The organism is Rossellomorea sp. y25 (genome assembly GCF_038049935.1).
GTDB lineage: Bacteria > Bacillota > Bacilli > Bacillales > Bacillaceae_B > Rossellomorea.
In genome coordinates, this window is the sequence record NZ_CP145886.1 from 2,353,186 (window position 1) to 2,368,535 (window position 15,350).

Annotated in this window: 19 protein-coding genes; 13 read left to right on the forward strand and 6 right to left on the reverse strand. The window is 39.0% G+C overall.

Features of this window, described 5'->3' with window-relative positions; translation table 11 throughout:
- Positions 1–6: 6 nt before the first annotated feature.
- Genes AAEM60_RS11695 through AAEM60_RS11705 form a run of 3 tightly spaced genes read left to right on the forward strand, consistent with a single transcriptional unit; the run spans position 7 to position 717 of the window.
- On the forward strand, positions 7–144 hold the full coding sequence (locus AAEM60_RS11695) for a hypothetical protein (protein ID WP_299736976.1): 138 nt from the start codon (positions 7–9) through the stop codon (positions 142–144).
- A gap of 7 nt (positions 145–151) precedes the next feature.
- Complete coding sequence (locus tag AAEM60_RS11700; RefSeq protein WP_341356391.1) at positions 152–574, forward strand: GNAT family N-acetyltransferase; 423 nt, start codon at positions 152–154, stop codon at positions 572–574.
- A gap of 11 nt (positions 575–585) precedes the next feature.
- Positions 586–717, forward strand: a complete 132-nt coding sequence (locus AAEM60_RS11705; protein ID WP_299736980.1) for a hypothetical protein — start codon at positions 586–588, stop codon at positions 715–717.
- 40 nt (positions 718–757) lie between these two features.
- Here the strand turns inward: AAEM60_RS11705 and AAEM60_RS11710 are convergent, their stop codons facing one another.
- The 3 genes from AAEM60_RS11710 to AAEM60_RS11720 form a co-directional block, all read right to left on the reverse strand.
- Positions 758–1,153, reverse strand: coding sequence for a sporulation protein (locus AAEM60_RS11710; protein WP_341356392.1), 396 nt, complete (start codon positions 1,151–1,153; stop codon positions 758–760).
- The gene (locus AAEM60_RS11715; protein WP_299736984.1) at positions 1,153–1,290 is read right to left on the reverse strand and encodes an FbpB family small basic protein; all 138 of its coding nucleotides are present in this window, start codon (positions 1,288–1,290) and stop codon (positions 1,153–1,155) included. Before AAEM60_RS11715 ends, AAEM60_RS11710 begins: the two co-directional genes overlap by 1 nt.
- A gap of 288 nt (positions 1,291–1,578) precedes the next feature.
- The gene (locus AAEM60_RS11720) at positions 1,579–2,298 is read right to left on the reverse strand and encodes a DUF3784 domain-containing protein (RefSeq protein ID WP_341356393.1); all 720 of its coding nucleotides are present in this window, start codon (positions 2,296–2,298) and stop codon (positions 1,579–1,581) included.
- 234 nt (positions 2,299–2,532) lie between these two features.
- Here AAEM60_RS11720 and AAEM60_RS11725 point away from each other — a divergent pair, with 234 nt between their 5' ends.
- Positions 2,533–2,955, forward strand: a complete 423-nt coding sequence (locus AAEM60_RS11725; RefSeq protein ID WP_341356394.1) for a DUF1801 domain-containing protein — start codon at positions 2,533–2,535, stop codon at positions 2,953–2,955.
- 195 nt (positions 2,956–3,150) lie between these two features.
- Positions 3,151–3,786, forward strand: a complete 636-nt coding sequence (locus tag AAEM60_RS11730; protein WP_299736990.1) for an FMN-dependent NADH-azoreductase — start codon at positions 3,151–3,153, stop codon at positions 3,784–3,786.
- 162 nt (positions 3,787–3,948) lie between these two features.
- Here AAEM60_RS11730 and safA read toward each other — a convergent pair whose 3' ends face one another.
- A complete protein-coding gene (gene safA / locus AAEM60_RS11735; RefSeq protein WP_299736991.1) occupies positions 3,949–4,578 on the reverse strand; it encodes a SafA/ExsA family spore coat assembly protein in 630 nt (209 codons plus the stop codon).
- 233 nt (positions 4,579–4,811) lie between these two features.
- Here safA and AAEM60_RS11740 point away from each other — a divergent pair, with 233 nt between their 5' ends.
- The 4 genes from AAEM60_RS11740 to AAEM60_RS11755 all read left to right on the forward strand — a co-directional run bounded on the left by AAEM60_RS11740 (position 4,812) and on the right by AAEM60_RS11755 (position 6,891).
- Complete coding sequence (locus AAEM60_RS11740) at positions 4,812–5,450, forward strand: hypothetical protein (protein WP_299736993.1); 639 nt, start codon at positions 4,812–4,814, stop codon at positions 5,448–5,450.
- A 307-nt stretch (positions 5,451–5,757) separates the two neighbouring features.
- Positions 5,758–5,961 (forward strand): hypothetical protein, encoded by a 204-nt coding sequence (locus AAEM60_RS11745; protein ID WP_299736995.1) that lies wholly within the window; start codon positions 5,758–5,760, stop codon positions 5,959–5,961.
- An 18-nt stretch (positions 5,962–5,979) separates the two neighbouring features.
- Positions 5,980–6,150 (forward strand): tRNA U-34 5-methylaminomethyl-2-thiouridine biosynthesis protein, encoded by a 171-nt coding sequence (locus AAEM60_RS11750; RefSeq protein ID WP_299736998.1) that lies wholly within the window; start codon positions 5,980–5,982, stop codon positions 6,148–6,150.
- Between the two features lie 15 nt (positions 6,151–6,165).
- Positions 6,166–6,891, forward strand: a complete 726-nt coding sequence (locus AAEM60_RS11755; protein WP_341356395.1) for an HAD family hydrolase — start codon at positions 6,166–6,168, stop codon at positions 6,889–6,891.
- 39 nt (positions 6,892–6,930) lie between these two features.
- On the opposite strand, the gene AAEM60_RS11760 is transcribed toward AAEM60_RS11755, so the two are convergent.
- Positions 6,931–7,401 carry a hypothetical protein gene (locus AAEM60_RS11760; RefSeq protein ID WP_341356396.1) on the reverse strand — a complete coding sequence of 157 codons (471 nt, stop codon included), beginning with the start codon at positions 7,399–7,401 and terminating at the stop codon, positions 6,931–6,933.
- A 140-nt stretch (positions 7,402–7,541) separates the two neighbouring features.
- Between AAEM60_RS11760 and AAEM60_RS11765 the strand changes: the two genes are divergently transcribed.
- Positions 7,542–8,276, forward strand: a complete 735-nt coding sequence (locus AAEM60_RS11765) for a nucleotidyltransferase domain-containing protein (RefSeq protein WP_299737004.1) — start codon at positions 7,542–7,544, stop codon at positions 8,274–8,276.
- A 52-nt stretch (positions 8,277–8,328) separates the two neighbouring features.
- On the opposite strand, the gene AAEM60_RS11770 is transcribed toward AAEM60_RS11765, so the two are convergent.
- On the reverse strand, positions 8,329–8,724 hold the full coding sequence (locus AAEM60_RS11770; protein WP_299737006.1) for a sporulation protein: 396 nt from the start codon (positions 8,722–8,724) through the stop codon (positions 8,329–8,331).
- Between the two features lie 380 nt (positions 8,725–9,104).
- Between AAEM60_RS11770 and AAEM60_RS11775 the strand changes: the two genes are divergently transcribed.
- The 3 genes from AAEM60_RS11775 to AAEM60_RS11785 all read left to right on the forward strand — a co-directional run bounded on the left by AAEM60_RS11775 (position 9,105) and on the right by AAEM60_RS11785 (position 15,348).
- On the forward strand, positions 9,105–11,228 hold the full coding sequence (locus AAEM60_RS11775; RefSeq protein ID WP_341357993.1) for a penicillin-binding protein 2: 2,124 nt from the start codon (positions 9,105–9,107) through the stop codon (positions 11,226–11,228).
- 252 nt (positions 11,229–11,480) lie between these two features.
- The gene (locus AAEM60_RS11780) at positions 11,481–13,376 is read left to right on the forward strand and encodes an IucA/IucC family protein (protein ID WP_299737008.1); all 1,896 of its coding nucleotides are present in this window, start codon (positions 11,481–11,483) and stop codon (positions 13,374–13,376) included.
- Positions 13,363–15,348 carry an IucA/IucC family protein gene (locus AAEM60_RS11785; RefSeq protein WP_341356397.1) on the forward strand — a complete coding sequence of 662 codons (1,986 nt, stop codon included), beginning with the start codon at positions 13,363–13,365 and terminating at the stop codon, positions 15,346–15,348. The genes AAEM60_RS11780 and AAEM60_RS11785 overlap by 14 nt, the downstream gene beginning before the upstream one ends.
- Positions 15,349–15,350 lie beyond the last annotated feature (2 nt).

Consider the following 15,350-nt stretch of genomic DNA (forward strand, 5'->3'; position numbering starts at 1 on the left):
TGCAACTTGACTGCATCAAGTGAAACATTCAGTTATGAAGACAGTTATTTTTTTATTGGAAATACCGGAATACTAATCATTGGAATGGTTGTACTAATCCTGGTAATCGTATTCATTTCCTTATTCTTAATGAAAAGAAAGTAGGAGCGTCATGAGAAACGTAGCATATGCGCATATAGACGATTTAGCATCTCTTATACAAATTGATTGTCAAGTGATCGGAAGCGAAAGCAGACAGGAGCAAATCCAGGAAGCAATACTGGAAAAGAGATGTTTAGTTGTTAGAAATGGAAAGACTGCTGCCGGGTTTCTTATATTTAACACCCACTTTTTCGATAACACTTTCGTCTCTCTCATCATTGTTTCACCGGAGGAAAGAAGAAAGGGGAATGCCTCTTTACTATTGAAGCATGTTGAAAAAATTGCGCGGACAGATAAAATTTTCTCGTCTACTAATCAATCAAACCGGCAGATGCAGAGAATATTTGAAGTTAACGGCTATTCACAAAGTGGGATGATTGAAAACCTGGACCCTGGGGACCCGGAGATTGTTTATTATAAACAAAGGAAATAGGAGGTCATGGAGTGGTTATCATTTTAGCCATTTTTCTATTAATCTATTCATTTGATTTCACGAAATTCAGAAAGCAAAATCAAACCATGATTGAGCAGAATGAAAGAATTATTGAACTTCTCGAGGAAATTAAAGAGAAATGATACTTATTCGAAGAAGGCTCACCATTATGAGCCTTCTTCTTCAGCTTTGGTCAATTGTAATATAGTCCTCATCCAAGCTTTCCACACCCTGATCGAATGTCAGCTTGGTCTTGAAGAGGTAGCGAACGCCGTTTTCTACAGAGTAAGGGAGAGTTTCTGGAATTCGATACGTAAAGGAGAGTTTGTTACACTCCTCTGCTTGAATAATGTCTGATTTTAGTACAGTGGTAGAATCAATGATTTTCTCTTCTTTACCGTTATTATCAAGCATCACCAAATCACATTCGACCCGCCTCAGCTTTTGTTCGATGACTCCACCTTCCAGAAAGAAGTACCCATGCAGGAGTTCTCCTTGCTTAAAAGAGGTTTTCGGTAAAACGAGATCGATTTTTGCAGAGCCTATACCCAGTAACGACATATATTTACGTAGTATCATTATGCATTCTCCTTTTCTGTAGAGGTATATCTTTGATCTATTTTTTCTTCGATTTTTTTCATCTCATTTTTATCATTCAGAATTTCAGTTTTATTTTGTTCAATTAATAGGGAAAGGTTATTTTTCAATTTTTTCATTGTCCATTACTTCCTTTCAAAGTGAAGTGATATAGAAAAAGACCGTTACCGAAATTGGTAAAGGTCTTTTTTGGACATATATAAACCTTCACCAACTGGTAAAGGTCTCGCTAACAACATGGTTGTCAATAAAGCCGAGAGTGATACACTCTGTAATGACGACTTTATTGTTACAGCTACTCCCCTTTAGGAGAATATTAAATTATGAGACTATCATAATCGATGGATGGAGGGTTGTCAATGAATTTGGATATCGGGGTGAAGTGGAGGGATTTTATATCCCGTTACCTAGTCAATGTTTTCATTCAATTCATCATACCACTTCTTGGTTTCTCCAGGGTTTTCACCATTCAAAAAGATATGTTGATCATTCACCCTTATATAAATATAAGGGGCTTCCTTGTGTATAAATAACAAGCTTCTCCCATAACCTTTCACTTTAAATTGTCCTTTAGCCATGGTGGAAAGACCGAATCCGTTGACTTTCCAGGTAACTTCAGGCATATCTTGTATAAACTCAACCGTTTCAACCTCTTCAAGCTGCCACGCTTCTCCATACAAACCAGTGACCTCAAATTCCTCATCCTTAACGATCAAATCATATTTTTCATACCCGAGATAAGTGAGAACACTCACAAATCCTAAAACAACCACAAACAAAGTAGAACTAATCCAGAAACTTCTCTTCCTTTTGCCTGAAACCTCAAATTTGGATAGATATACTAACCCCCCCATTAAGAAGACAAGCATAAAACCAAATTGAACTTCTATTACAAATGGAAAAGAGGTGAAAGCAAGGGGAAGAAGGATAAGCATTCCGACCGCAGTATAAATCAATAAAGACCCGGTCTTTTTGGGATAGCCATTTTTAATCAACTCTTCTTGTTCTGTCCTACTCCGCGTCACAAAACCCGAAATCAACCAATAATTTTTTTGGGCTCGGATCGCCCAACCTAATAATGAAAAAAGAATAATAACCATTAGTTGAATCCCAATCAGGATTCCCATTCACGTTCCTCCACTCAGTTTATCGTTAGTATATTTACGATTTTATATTGATATGGTTTCAATTATTCGGTGTTATTCGGACGATAAATCAAGTATTGAAGAATAAACTCATTTTCGATTAACCAATCCCGTGCATATTAAATGCTTAACTTAACGCTGGATGCAGGAATCGAGATGGAAAATAGAGAACTATGTGGTTAGAATAAAATGAGAGCATCAGAAAGGGGCAGTCGAATGTATGAATTGAAAACAAGACAAAATGACAGCAGTGTGATCGAATTTATCGAAGCAGTAGAGAACCCTAAAAAACGCGAGGATGCCTATAATTTGCTGGATATTTTCACAGAGACGACGGGGTTTGAAGCAAAAATGTGGGGACCAAGCATTATCGGGTTCGGTTCTTATCATTACAAATATAAAACAGGACACGAAGGGGATGCTCCGTTAGTCGGATTTTCACCGAGGAAAGCGAAAATAAGTCTATATTTCGCCCCTGGGGATCCAGAGAGGGAAAAGGTATTGAATTCATTCGGTAAACATACAACAGGTAAATCTTGCGTGTACATAAACAAAGTAGCAGACATCGACCAAGCAGTATTGAAACAATTGATTAACCAATCGGTAAGCTTTCTACAAAAAACGTACCCAAATCCATAAACAGGATAATCAGGAGGAATTAGTCTAAATACCATGACTAATTCCTTATTTTTTATAGGTTGAAGCTTTATATTTGATATTAAAGAAAATATCCTATAATATTAATCTCGAATTAAAACTATTTCAGTTCGAGGCAATAACGGTAATGTCATTGAACTGGATGATGAATTCACAATCAGAAAGGGACGATTCAACATGACAAAGGTTTTATACATTACAGCACATCCGCATGATGATACACAATCCTACAGCATGGCAGTAGGAAAAGCATTTATTGACACATATAAACAAGCAAATCCGACGCATGAAATTGTGAACGTGGACTTGTACAAAGAAAACATTCCTCAAATTGATGCTGACGTGTTCAGTGGTTGGGGGAAACTGCAATCCGGTCAAGGATTTGAAGAGCTTTCTCAAGAAGAACAAGCCAAAGTAGGGCGTCTTGGAGAACTATCCGATCAATTTGTTGACGCAGACAAATATATCTTTGTAACTCCATTCTGGAATTTCTCTTTTCCTCCAGTAATGAAGGCATATATTGACTCTGTATCTGTTGCAGGGAAGGCATTTAAATATACAGAACAGGGACCTGTTGGGCTACTGACGGACAAAAAAGCTCTTCATATTCAAGCTCGTGGAGGTATCTACTCTGAAGGCCCAGCTGCAGCAATGGAAATGGGGCACCGCTACCTTGACGTGATGATGCAATTCTACGGAGTTCCTTCATTCGAAGGCTTATTCGTCGAAGGTCACGCAGCAATGCCTGACAAAGCTGAAGAAATCAAAGCAAATGCGATTGCAAGAGCAAAGGATTTAGCACAAACTTTCTAATTGTAAGAAAGGGTCAACTACGGTTGGCTCTTTTTTAATTACGTAAAAATGATACTATTTTCACTTTAAATTCGTATGAGAGCATACATAAGGGAGAATAGAGGTTCTTCTCAAAAGCTGAAAAAAGAGAGACCCTCCATAATGATAGAGGGTCTCTTAGCTTTATCTCTTTATAAACATTTGCGTCCAATAATGACCGTACGATCCACCCTTCACATAACCCACTCCGATTTCTGTATAAGTTGGAGAAAGGATATTTTTTCTGTGTCCTTCGCTGTTCATCCATGCTTCAACTACTTCGGCAGGTGTTCTTTGCCCAGCGGCAATGTTTTCACCTGCTGCTTGATAGGAAATTCCGAAATCCTTCATCATTTGGAAAGGAGATCCGTATGTTGGGGATGTGTGGCTGAAATAGTTCTTCGCAATCATGTCTTCTGACTTATAACGTGCCACACGTGATAATTCCCAATTTTCCTTCAGTGGTGGTAAACCGACTTTTGATCGTTCCTGGTTTACTAGTTTCACCACCTCGTATGTATAGCTTTCAGCGGTACGATTTGCTCCTGGAATGATAAGGCTTTGTCCTGGATAAATCATGTTTGGGTTGCTTACATTCGGGTTTGCCGAGATTAACTCAGATACACCCACCTGATGCTTTACGGCAATCTTCCACATTGTGTCTCCATAGCTCACAGTATACGTACCTGCTGCGGAAACCTGAGAAGCTTGACCAAAACCAATGACAAAAGTGACAGACAACAATAAGATAGATAAAAGTTTTAAAGTTTTCATAGTTCTATTGAAATATAATTCTGTTAATTTTGAAACAGGTAGTTGTTACCACCCTTCTATAAAACCTAATAAATAAGCAAATAGTAAATTTTACTAGAATTTAAAGACGGTGACTATTTAATTAGTTTTTTGATATACTGGAAAAAATTGAAACCTTTTCCTTTATATGATCGTAAAACAAGAATGGAAAGATAGTAACTCTTCCCACGTTCATTTCAAAGGGGGACTTCATTATGTGGATCAATTTATTCTTCATCGTTATCTTCATCCTCGGAATCGTGTATCTTATTCGGTTTCGATTAAACCTAAAATATGCTGCAGAAAAAGCAGGCAATGCCCAATTTCCAACAAGCCAGGAAGATATGAACAGTATTGTTATACCGAGCGAGTTCAAGGTGATGCAGCCTTTAACAAAGGAAACAAAATCTTATCAGTGGGTGAAATGGGGAACGGTAGGTGTCATTAGCCTGTTAACTGTTTTATTAACGGTTGTATACTGGACCGATATGTTTCATCAATCTATTTTTAGTATCGTCCATCTCTTTTTCATTTTGATCAGCTCCATTAAACACCGCGGGAATTTTTATTTGTTACATGAGGGACTTATACTCAATGGATACTATGTTCAATGGGCCAGGGTGAAAGGGTATAAAGTAGATAAGATCATTAAGTGGCACGAGCTTTACGGCCTCGATGACAAAATCAATCATGGCTATAAATTAGAGGTGAAGTTGAAAAAGAAATGGTTCCAGCCTCAATTTGTAGTGGTTAGAGATCAGGTACAATTGGATCGCATTCTAACATTATTAGAAAAGCATGGAGTGGAGAGCATAAGAGAAGCATCCCACACTCCAGTATCTAAGAATGTATAACGTTACTCATAAACAGAAAGAATACTGACATTTTCCAAGACATTTCCTCGGGTTCCTTCCATTTTCTTCAGCAACCAAAACGTCTCGATTTTCATTTGTGATCAACTTGGCCACTGTAGGAGAGAAATTGTGGATTGTAATCTACGAATAGCCTAATGGCGGCACTCTCTGCGAATAGAATCATATACATACTACTGGCACCGGGACTCATCACAGGACTAGGGTTGCTTCCTCTGATCGAAGACACAAATAGAGTGAACATTAGTAGTAAAGGTAAAACAAAATTAGTTCCTAAGGAGATGACAAGATGACCTGGTTAAATTGGAATGATTTATTAGCACCTTCCAACCCGTATGCTGCAGTGTTCTTTGGAATAATGCTCACCCTCGTGGTTGCATTTAGTATTTGGTATGAAACAAAACAAAAACGAATAGTGTTCATTGCAATCGTAACAGGTGGTTTAACAACCGTTCTTGGGGTAGGTTTGCTTACAATGGTTGGATTCTATTAAAAAGGGTGGTCAATACATATGAAATCACTTTTTTTCGTAATTGTCGGTGCACTTTTAGGATGGGGGATCACAGGTTTTTTCACTAACGGATTTGAAACGGATTATCTTTTTATCCTAATTATTGGCTTGGTTATTGGGTACAGCATAGGTCGAAAAAAAGAAAAAGAAGAAATTAGTGAATCAATGTAAGGGAAGTGTAACTGTATGGAACATCTAGATCTTGGACAATATGATTTATTATTGTTTGACCTCGATGATACTTTGTTTGATCACTCAGAGGCTTTTGAAAATGGATTAGTAGATACGATCCAGCAATTTCATTACTTACAGGAAATCGGCCACTCTGAATTCATCCAAACCTTTACAAAGCATAATCATCTTTTATGGCCGAGGTTTTCATCCAACGAGTTAAATTTTCATGAATTTTCATTAATTAGAATTAAGAACACTCTTAAGGAATTGAACGTCTCAGCGGAGAAGGAAATCTCTCTAAAATTCGTGAAAATATTTCAATCCTCTTACCTTGATCGTATCAAACCTTATCAGGAGTTGAACGAATTCTTGTTTGAATTGAGTTACAGTGTGGGGTTGGGAATTGTCACAAATGGAACCGTGTTTAATGCCTTTGAAAAGGTAGACCGTCTTGGGCTGTGCGGTATATTTCCAGGCTCTTCCGTTATTGTCTCGGAAAAATTAGGGTTCTCGAAGCCAAATATAGAAATTTTCCAATATGCCCTGAATGTTTTCGGGAGTACTGCTGATAGAACCCTCTTTATAGGAGATAATTATTTCACGGATATCTTAGGGGCGAAATCGCTAGGCTTAGATACTTTATGGATAAACAAGTATGAGTATGAGTGTCCACAAAAAGAACAGCCTGACTATATGTTAAGACATTTGATCGATTTAAAAAATTCAATAAAACAATAAGGAGTCGAATAAGCTTGCTCATTCGACTCCTCGATATTTTTATGACGTTTCGAGCTTCTCTTGAAATTTCATCATCTTACTCTTTGTTTCCTGTACCAATCCTTTTAAGGATTCAGTATCAGGTTCATCTTTTTTTGCTTCTGCAATTAAAGGATACAGGCTTTCTTCTATATTCTTATAATCCTCAGGATACTGTTCCTCGACCAACTTCTCGATTTCATCCCATTTTTCTTCAACCATCATTCCTTGTTCATTCACCTTTTTTGCATCACTTGAAGCATTCGTAAGACTCATATTTAACTCCTCAACGGCTTGAAGAGTATCACTCACACCTGACTTTAGGTCTTCAGCTGCAGTTTGTTCTGAAGCACCATCCCCGGATGTTGTCTCGGATTTAGGTTCATTTGCATCTTTCATTTTATCTGTCTCTTGATTGTCGTCAGAGGCTCCACAACCCGCAAACAGAAAGCTACTTACTAAGATGACAGATAATACATTTATTTTCTTCACAAGATATTCCTCCTTTTGAACTCATTATTCCCAAATAAGGAGTGGAGAAAACGAGGTAATTTGGATTAGATTTCCTATAAACCTGAGAAAAATAAAGTATACTATACTCATTACCACTTAATCGGAGGGAGTTGTAAGTAATGAATGTAAGAAAGCCAGAGGAAAGACTGCCTGCGAATGAAGCAGCTTTGAATTTTGTTCTAGAAAACTTTCCAACCTGTCAGGCAGCACTTCTTGGAGGCAGCGTTGTAAGGGGAGAGGAGACAAGCACATCCGATTTAGATATTGTCATCATTGACGATACTACTTCCTCAGAATTCCGGGAATCACTTATCGCACAGGGCTGGCCAATCGAAGCCTTTGTCCATAACTTAAAAACCATCCGAGACTATTTCCAATCAGACTGTCAACGAGCCCGCCCATCCCTGCCGAGAATGGTCTCAGAAGGAATTCCCATCGTCGATCATCGCATCATCCATACCCTCAAAGAAGAAGCAAATAAACTTTTGAGGGACGGACCTCCAAAATGGACTATTCAGACGATCCATATGAAGAGATATTTCATTACAGATGCATTGGATGATTTTATTGGCTCAACAAATAGAGGGGAAGGTATTTTTATTGCGGGAGCATTAGGGGAATCCCTGCATGAATTTGTACTCAGGACAAATGGTCGCTGGATAGGTGCATCGAAATGGGTTGTTCGATCCCTAAAGGAATATGATCAAGACTTTGCTGATGAATATGTAGAGGCGTTCGAACAGTTTTACCGTAATGGGAATAAACAAGAAATTGTTAGATTAGTAAATTCGGTATTAGAACCACACGGCGGGAGATTATTTGATGGGTTTACATTAGGCAAGAATGAGGGATAAGGATTCAACTAAAAAGCCCTTCTGCTAAGAAGGGCTCATGATTAAACTATCGTTATACTAAAATCTGAAACTCATCGTGATCGACACTGTTTACACCATCGTCAAAGACAAGTCGGGTGACGAACTTATAAGAGACTGTGTCACTACTTGGAGGAAATGAATCTGAAAGTCTGCACGAAAAGTGAATGGTGCGTTGTTCGTTTGCTTTCATCGTTGATGAGCTTAATATGGTATTGTGATGAAGGACAGATGAGTGATCACGATTCTGATCATACTGCAAAAGGTCTGTTTCAATTCTTTTCAATTTCTGCTCAACACGTCCGCCAGTTAGTTCATATTCTCCTTTGATCACGTCCCCCGGGCGAAACTCTTTCTTATTTAATACCAAATCAATCTTTGTTGCACCTATACCGAACCTGCACATCAATTTACTGAACATAACTGTCATTCAACCTCTCATTCATCTAGTTACCAATTCTACGCAATTAGGAGAGCTTTGGTTTCACTTTTCTTCACCTTTTCTACGACTATATTCTAAAAGAAAAGAAGCCCTCTTGTCTATAATCCTTCTTCGACATATTTCGCGAATTTTTATAAGTATTATAGTATTTCCCAGCATCCATTCCCCACACTTTTCTCCAGAAAATGAATCATACCCCTAATGAGTATATAAATTGGAATTTGTTCCATAAAGAGGTAGAAATATAGTCTGAATTTCTATAAAATAGGACTAGAACATTATCATATTTTGGTAAAATACTAGCTTAAGAAGGGGTCATTCAATTGAAGGAAAAGAAGAAAAAGAAAAAAACCCATGTGCCATTGAGAATGAATCTACTGTTTATTTCGGTCTTTTTTCTATTTTCACTTCTGATTCTTCGTCTTGGGATTGTGCAAATCGTGCAGGGGAACCATTATGAAGCAGAAGTGGCGAGAACGGAAAATGTGAAATCCCATAATGGTACACCACCTAGGGGGAAAGTCTATGATCGGTATCGGAATGTAATCGTGGACAATGTACCTTTAAACGCAATCACCTATACCAGAACACAAACGACGAAGCCCGAGGATATGCTGAAAGTAGCAAGAAATCTGGCAGAGTTAATCGAAATGAAAACAGACAAAATCACTGATCGGGATCGGCAGGATTTCTGGCTTCTGAGTCATCCAGATAAAGCAGAAAAACTTGTTTCAGAAGATGAATTGAAGAAACTGGAAGACGATGAAGATCTTACAAAAGATGATGTGAATAAAAAGGTATACGAAATGCAGCTGGAACGGATCACCGAAAAGGATATCAAATCTTTCACCAAACAAGAAGAGGAAGTCCTGGCCATATTCCGCGAGTTCAATACCGGCTATGCCCTCACGCCTCAAATCATCAAAAATAAAGATGTCTCCATGGAAGAAATGGCGAGAGTCAGTGAACGCCTGTCAGAATTGCCTGGCGTGAATGTTACCACGGACTGGGAAAGAAAATATGTGAATGATAGCACGTTGAGAACGATTCTAGGAAGAGTCTCGACATCGCAACAGGGGTTGCCAAGTGAGCTTGTCAATGAATACAAAGCTCAGGGATATGCACTTAACGACCGTGTTGGAACCAGTTATTTCGAATCACAGTATGAAAACGTCCTAAAAGGTCAGAAGGAAGAAATCGAATATATCACGAAAAATGGAAGCGTCCTTGATACACAACTCGTCAGCGAAGGGCATAGTGGAAAAGACGTAGTATTAACCATCGATCTTCAGTTGCAGAAAGAGATTGAAAAAATTGTTGAAGAAGAGCTAAGCAAACAGGCCTCCCAATACTGGGAGTCTCCATTCCTGGATCGTGCTTTTGTTGTCATGATGGATCCACACACGGGGGAAATTCTTTCCATGGTTGGAAAGAAATATGGCAAAAATGCTGATGGCAAGACGGAGATGCAGGATTATGCTCTAGGGACTTTCACTTCGGAATATGGGGTGGGCTCTGCTGTTAAGGGTGCTACCGTGTTGACGGGGTATATGACTGGAGCGTTGAATGTTGGGGAAGTACTTTATGATGAGCCGATTAAAATAAAGGGAACGAAAGTCAAGAAATCGTGGTTTAGTGGTTCAAGATACTTGAGTGATATCGGTGCTCTAGAAATTTCATCCAACGTTTATATGTTTAAGACGGCATTTAAAATAGCTGATGCCACTTATCGTCGTGATCAACCAATGAATATAAATCCAGAAGCATTTGATATTATGAGAAATTACTACAGCCAGTTTGGTTTGGGTGTTAAAACAGGAATTGACCTTCCAGGAGAAGTTGAAGGATTAAGAGGGACAGAGAGAATTCCAGGTAAACTCATGGACTTTGCCATTGGTCAGTACGATTTGTACACGCCCATGCAGCTGGTTCAATACGCTTCCACCATTGCAAATGGCGGCTACCGGATGCAGCCTCATATCATGAAGCAAATCCGCGAACCCAGTCAGGAAAGAGGGAAAGTAGGGCCTCTTCTCTATGAAAACCAATCTAAAGTTTTAAACAGGATAGATGCTACGGAAAGAGAGATACAGCAGGTCCAAAGAGGGTTTTATCAAGTCGCTCACGGAAGTAATGGTACCGCGACTAACTTTAGAAATGCAGCTTATGACGCTGCAGCAAAATCAGGAACGGCAGAAGCATTCTATTATAGCCCGGAAGAAAAAAGGCAATACGAAACATTCAATACCACATTAATCGGCTATGCCCCATACAACAATCCGGAAGTAGCCTTTTCAGTCGTATTACCATATTCACACCAGAACAAAGATCCATACGTAAATAAAACCATCGCCAAACGGGCAATGGACAAATACTTCGAGCTGAAAAAGCAATACGAAAAAGACGGATACTTCGACTCATCAACAGAAGAAGAAGTCCGTAATGCTGATCAGCTTGAAGAAACGGAAGAACAAGAAACACAAGCGGAATAAATAAAAACGCAATCCTTTGCAGAAAAGGGTTGCGTTTTTAATTTATATCAAATGATAGTCCTCTCTAACCTACGTTCTAAAACTCCTCCAATCTGCATAACTTGAAGGGCGATTATGAAGCAATCACTCAAAAGGTCATTTCACGCTAAGGGACTATTTCCTTATTTCCGTATATTAGATTGACAATGAGAATCATTTTCATTTAAACTTTGTAATTGAAAACGATTCTCACTAAAAAAAGGAGGAGCACAGATGACCACTCTGTCCTCACATCAGCGAATTTTTATAAAAGAGACCGATGTGCAAAAAATACTCAAAGAAAAGTTACCAATTTCTCAAAAACGCATTCTTCACAAACTGGTTCAAGCGATCGTTCGAGAAAAGGTAATCGACTACACGGAGGAAACGTCAACCAATGACGTAAAATTACTATACATAAAACCCTCACACAACATAATAATCAAGGTTCCCATAAAGCATACCTATGCACTTGGACACATGGATATTGAAGATCCCATTACTATAGAAAAAGAAAACACTGTCCATTCAATCAATACTCCTTCTCAGTTAATAGAGGAATTGATCGAGGGACGGACCTCTGAATCTGGTAATCTGAAGCAACTTAAAATCGAACTGGAAAACAGTGTCACGAATGATGCTTTAGCTTTAACTGCTGAGAAGTTGAGACGGGGAGGGAGCATAGCAGTGAGTACCCTTAGGTATTTACAGCAAGGACAATCTTCAAACGCATCATTCAGTCCATTGACGTTTTTAGAACAAATGGTCATTGAGGGACATACCCTCCACCCTTGTTCAAAGACAAGACTTGGTTTATCGAAAAATGAAGTGATGATGTACGCTCCAGAATGGGGAAATAAGGTGGATATCATTCCCCTTGCTATCCATAAAAGCATATCGTCATTCTCCAAAATAACCGATGGACCTTCCATGACAGACGTATTATTGAAAGATTATCCATACCTGGAAGAAGCATTCAAGGGGAATATAACCCGACTTCACCTGGTACCCGATGAATACGAGCTCATTCCCGTTCACCCATGGCAATTCGAACACACTGTAAAAAAACATTACAGAACAGAATTGAAACAGAAATTGCTGATCCCGATCGACACAGCGATTCCCTATCAGCCACTGATTTCGTTCCGATCATTAGCGCCAAATAATCGGACACATCATCACATTAAAACAGCACTCAATGTTCAAATGACGAGTGCCAAAAGAATCGTTTCACCGACATCCGTCAGGAACGGACCTGTTATATCAGAAATGTTGGATACCATCTCCAAACACGACTTGGAGATAAGGAATAAAATTAACTTTCTATCTGAAAGCAGTGGAGGGCATTACCAATCCCTTCAAAAGGGAGCGTCGCTAAATTTAGAAAAAAACCTATCTGCTCTAATAAGAGAAAATCCAGAAAAGAATCTAACGAACGAGGAAATTGCTGTTCCAGGAGCCTCACTCATAAACACCTCGCCAGTAACCGGGAAGGTGTTGGTTGTGGAACTTATTGAAGAATGGTCAAAGAGACAAAGGATTTCTACAGAGAATGCAGCTGCTCGCTTCATTCAAAAATACGCAAGTACTTTGACCCCTGGTCTCATAAGCTTGATCGTAAAGTATGGAATCAGTCTGGAAGCACATCTCCAAAATGCACTCATTATTTTCGAAAATGGGACTCCGACGAAACTATCGATTCGTGACAATGGAGGCATTCGTATTTTAGAAGATCGGACTCGGACGTTTATCGAAAAAGGGAGAATCAGCAACGAAACCAACTTACTCACGACAGAACCATTAGATCTATATAAAATGTTCTCACATGCCGTCATTCATAATCACTTAGGAGAAATCATCGTGAGAATAACCAAAGAGCTAAAGATTTCTGAAACTCTTCTATGGCAACAGGTTTCTGATGTCATTCAATTCACCATGGATGACTTAAAAAGCCAAGAGCTTCACAAAGAAAATGCAGCTCATTTTGAACAAGAATTATACAGTACAAGAACGTATTTAAAGTCACTGATAAAAATGAGATTATCCGATACGATCACAGAAAATATGTATGTTTCGGCTCCTAATCCATTAATTCAAGGAGGAAAGGAGAATACCATTGAAACTGTATAAAAATCATCCATTAGCAGAAAGTCAGTTTCTAGGCGAAGAAACTCAATGCCTGAACTACCTGAAAGAGAAACAACCCCATTTGGTTGCCTACTATAAAGAGCATCTGGATAAAGGGAGACAGACGATCCTGAACAAGCTTGCCGCCTCTTTATTAAGAGAAGACGTGAACTCACTATACTCTGATTCTGTTCAACTGAAGAAGATAGGTTCAGTTTATGTCACAAGCCTTTTGAAAGTGTATAAAAAGTGGGAGCCCTTTTTGCATCAGCTTCAAACTGTAGAATTAAGGGAGGATCTTTCATATAGAATGAAGTCTTTTGAGGAGTACATGATTCTGTTCCCAATCAGGGATGAACTCGCCTTTCGAAGAGTCACTCTTGAAGGGGATGTTTTATGGATCTCGAGAGATTCCCATGGGAAAGTAAAGACGGCAAGTGAACTGATTTCTCTTTTAGAGCTTTCTGATGAGGGATTTAAACTTAGGCAAGAACTTGATAATGGAACGGCTAATCAATCCCTCGGATATGCCATGAATGCCCAATGGATAGAGAGCCTGAAGAAAGAAATGGGTGAATCCCCTTGCACGTCTTCCCTGGAATATGTTAGAAGGAAGAAACAGGATGACCCCCTCTGGAGCCCGCTTTCATTCTATGAGCAGCTGAGTTTAGAAGGACATCACTTACATCCTGGTTCAAAAACCAAAACGGGCATGTCACCTGAGCATGTAGCCACGTATTCGCCGGAATTTCATCAAACGTTTAAGATTTGCTTTGTCGCTGTTAAGAAAGAATGGGTTGAAATGACGGAAGCCGAGCCCAATATAATAGAAGAAACGTTTTCAGAGATTATGCCATCCTACCATGCATTTATGATAAATAATAAACTCAATCTCAATAACTATCAGCTTTTGCCTATTCACGAATGGCAGTACAAACATGCTTTATATCCACTTTATCAAACAGAAATTAAGAAGGGGATTATCATCCCGATTGAAACTTTATCAGTCGTATGTGAGGCGACTTCATCATTTCGCACTGTCCTGCCTCAGAATAACACCACTCGGTTTGTTAAACTGGCTGTCAATAGTCAGATGACTTCCACTGTAAGATCGATCTCAAGTCAGACTGCCTTAAACAGTACGGTTTTCACGAATATGATGAGTGAAATATTAAATGAAGAAAGAGAGTTGACTTCTTCTTTTCTTCCACTAAATGAAATAGCAGGGTACACATTTAAATCAGAAAGGAATGATCAAAGGAGAAATCTGACCGTCGTCATAAGAGAAAATCGGGAAGAGGATCTGGATGAACAGGAAGTGATGATCACCGGGAGCAGTTTATACGCCATCTCACCTTTTTCCAATCGCACCATTCTGGCTGAACTGTTGGATGAATATTGCGAGCATCAGAAATTATCTAAAGAAAGAGGAGCCAAGTCATTTTTTAAAGACTATTTATCTGTTACTATACCAGGTTTCCTCACCTTCTTGACAAAATATGGAGTTGCGTTGGAAGGTCATTTGCAGAATAGTCTCCCTGTGTTCAAAAACGGTAAACCTGTGCGCTTTTACTTCCGGGATTGGGGAGGTGCAAGAATCTTCAAAAAGAGATTAGATGCTCAACATCTATTTCCGGCCTTTCATCCAGGCAGTATCACGATGACAGACCATATAGAAAAAATGTACTCAAAAGCCCACTACACGATTTTCCAAAGCCACTTTGGGGAGATCATCCGTCTTCTTGTAGAAGCTTCAGGTGTCTATGAAGGTGAGTTCTGGGCGTTGGTAAAAACGGCTTGTGAAAATACATTTACATCACTTTCCCAGACAGTTTCCGGCAATGTAGAAGAAGACAGAGCATTTTTATATCAGAAAGAAGTAAAGCATAAAGCATTAACCAGGATGAGAATGAGCCCTTCAGAAGGATACCTATACAGTCAAGTTGTCAATCCATTAGGAAAAGAAGAGAGCTGAAA

What these genes read in the sequence shown, in the direction of transcription:
- AAEM60_RS11715 (WP_299736984.1), bottom strand. Translation starts at nt 1,290, where the DNA reads ATGAAAAAATTGAAAAATAACCTTTCCCTATTAATTGAACAAAATAAA.
- AAEM60_RS11720 (WP_341356393.1), bottom strand. Translation starts at nt 2,298, where the DNA reads ATGGGAATCCTGATTGGGATTCAACTAATGGTTATTATTCTTTTTTCA.
- AAEM60_RS11750 (WP_299736998.1), top strand. Translation starts at nt 5,980, where the DNA reads ATGAAATCACTTTTTTTCGTAATTGTCGGTGCACTTTTAGGATGGGGG.
- AAEM60_RS11710 (WP_341356392.1), bottom strand. Translation starts at nt 1,153, where the DNA reads ATGATACTACGTAAATATATGTCGTTACTGGGTATAGGCTCTGCAAAA.
- AAEM60_RS11740 (WP_299736993.1), top strand. Translation starts at nt 4,812, where the DNA reads ATGTGGATCAATTTATTCTTCATCGTTATCTTCATCCTCGGAATCGTG.
- AAEM60_RS11755 (WP_341356395.1), top strand. Translation starts at nt 6,166, where the DNA reads ATGGAACATCTAGATCTTGGACAATATGATTTATTATTGTTTGACCTC.
- AAEM60_RS11700 (WP_341356391.1), top strand. Translation starts at nt 152, where the DNA reads ATGAGAAACGTAGCATATGCGCATATAGACGATTTAGCATCTCTTATA.
- AAEM60_RS11730 (WP_299736990.1), top strand. Translation starts at nt 3,151, where the DNA reads ATGACAAAGGTTTTATACATTACAGCACATCCGCATGATGATACACAA.
- AAEM60_RS11770 (WP_299737006.1), bottom strand. Translation starts at nt 8,724, where the DNA reads ATGACAGTTATGTTCAGTAAATTGATGTGCAGGTTCGGTATAGGTGCA.
- AAEM60_RS11765 (WP_299737004.1), top strand. Translation starts at nt 7,542, where the DNA reads ATGAATGTAAGAAAGCCAGAGGAAAGACTGCCTGCGAATGAAGCAGCT.
- AAEM60_RS11725 (WP_341356394.1), top strand. Translation starts at nt 2,533, where the DNA reads ATGTATGAATTGAAAACAAGACAAAATGACAGCAGTGTGATCGAATTT.
- AAEM60_RS11745 (WP_299736995.1), top strand. Translation starts at nt 5,758, where the DNA reads ATGACCTGGTTAAATTGGAATGATTTATTAGCACCTTCCAACCCGTAT.
- AAEM60_RS11775 (WP_341357993.1), top strand. Translation starts at nt 9,105, where the DNA reads ATGAATCTACTGTTTATTTCGGTCTTTTTTCTATTTTCACTTCTGATT.
- AAEM60_RS11780 (WP_299737008.1), top strand. Translation starts at nt 11,481, where the DNA reads ATGACCACTCTGTCCTCACATCAGCGAATTTTTATAAAAGAGACCGAT.
- safA (WP_299736991.1), bottom strand. Translation starts at nt 4,578, where the DNA reads ATGAAAACTTTAAAACTTTTATCTATCTTATTGTTGTCTGTCACTTTT.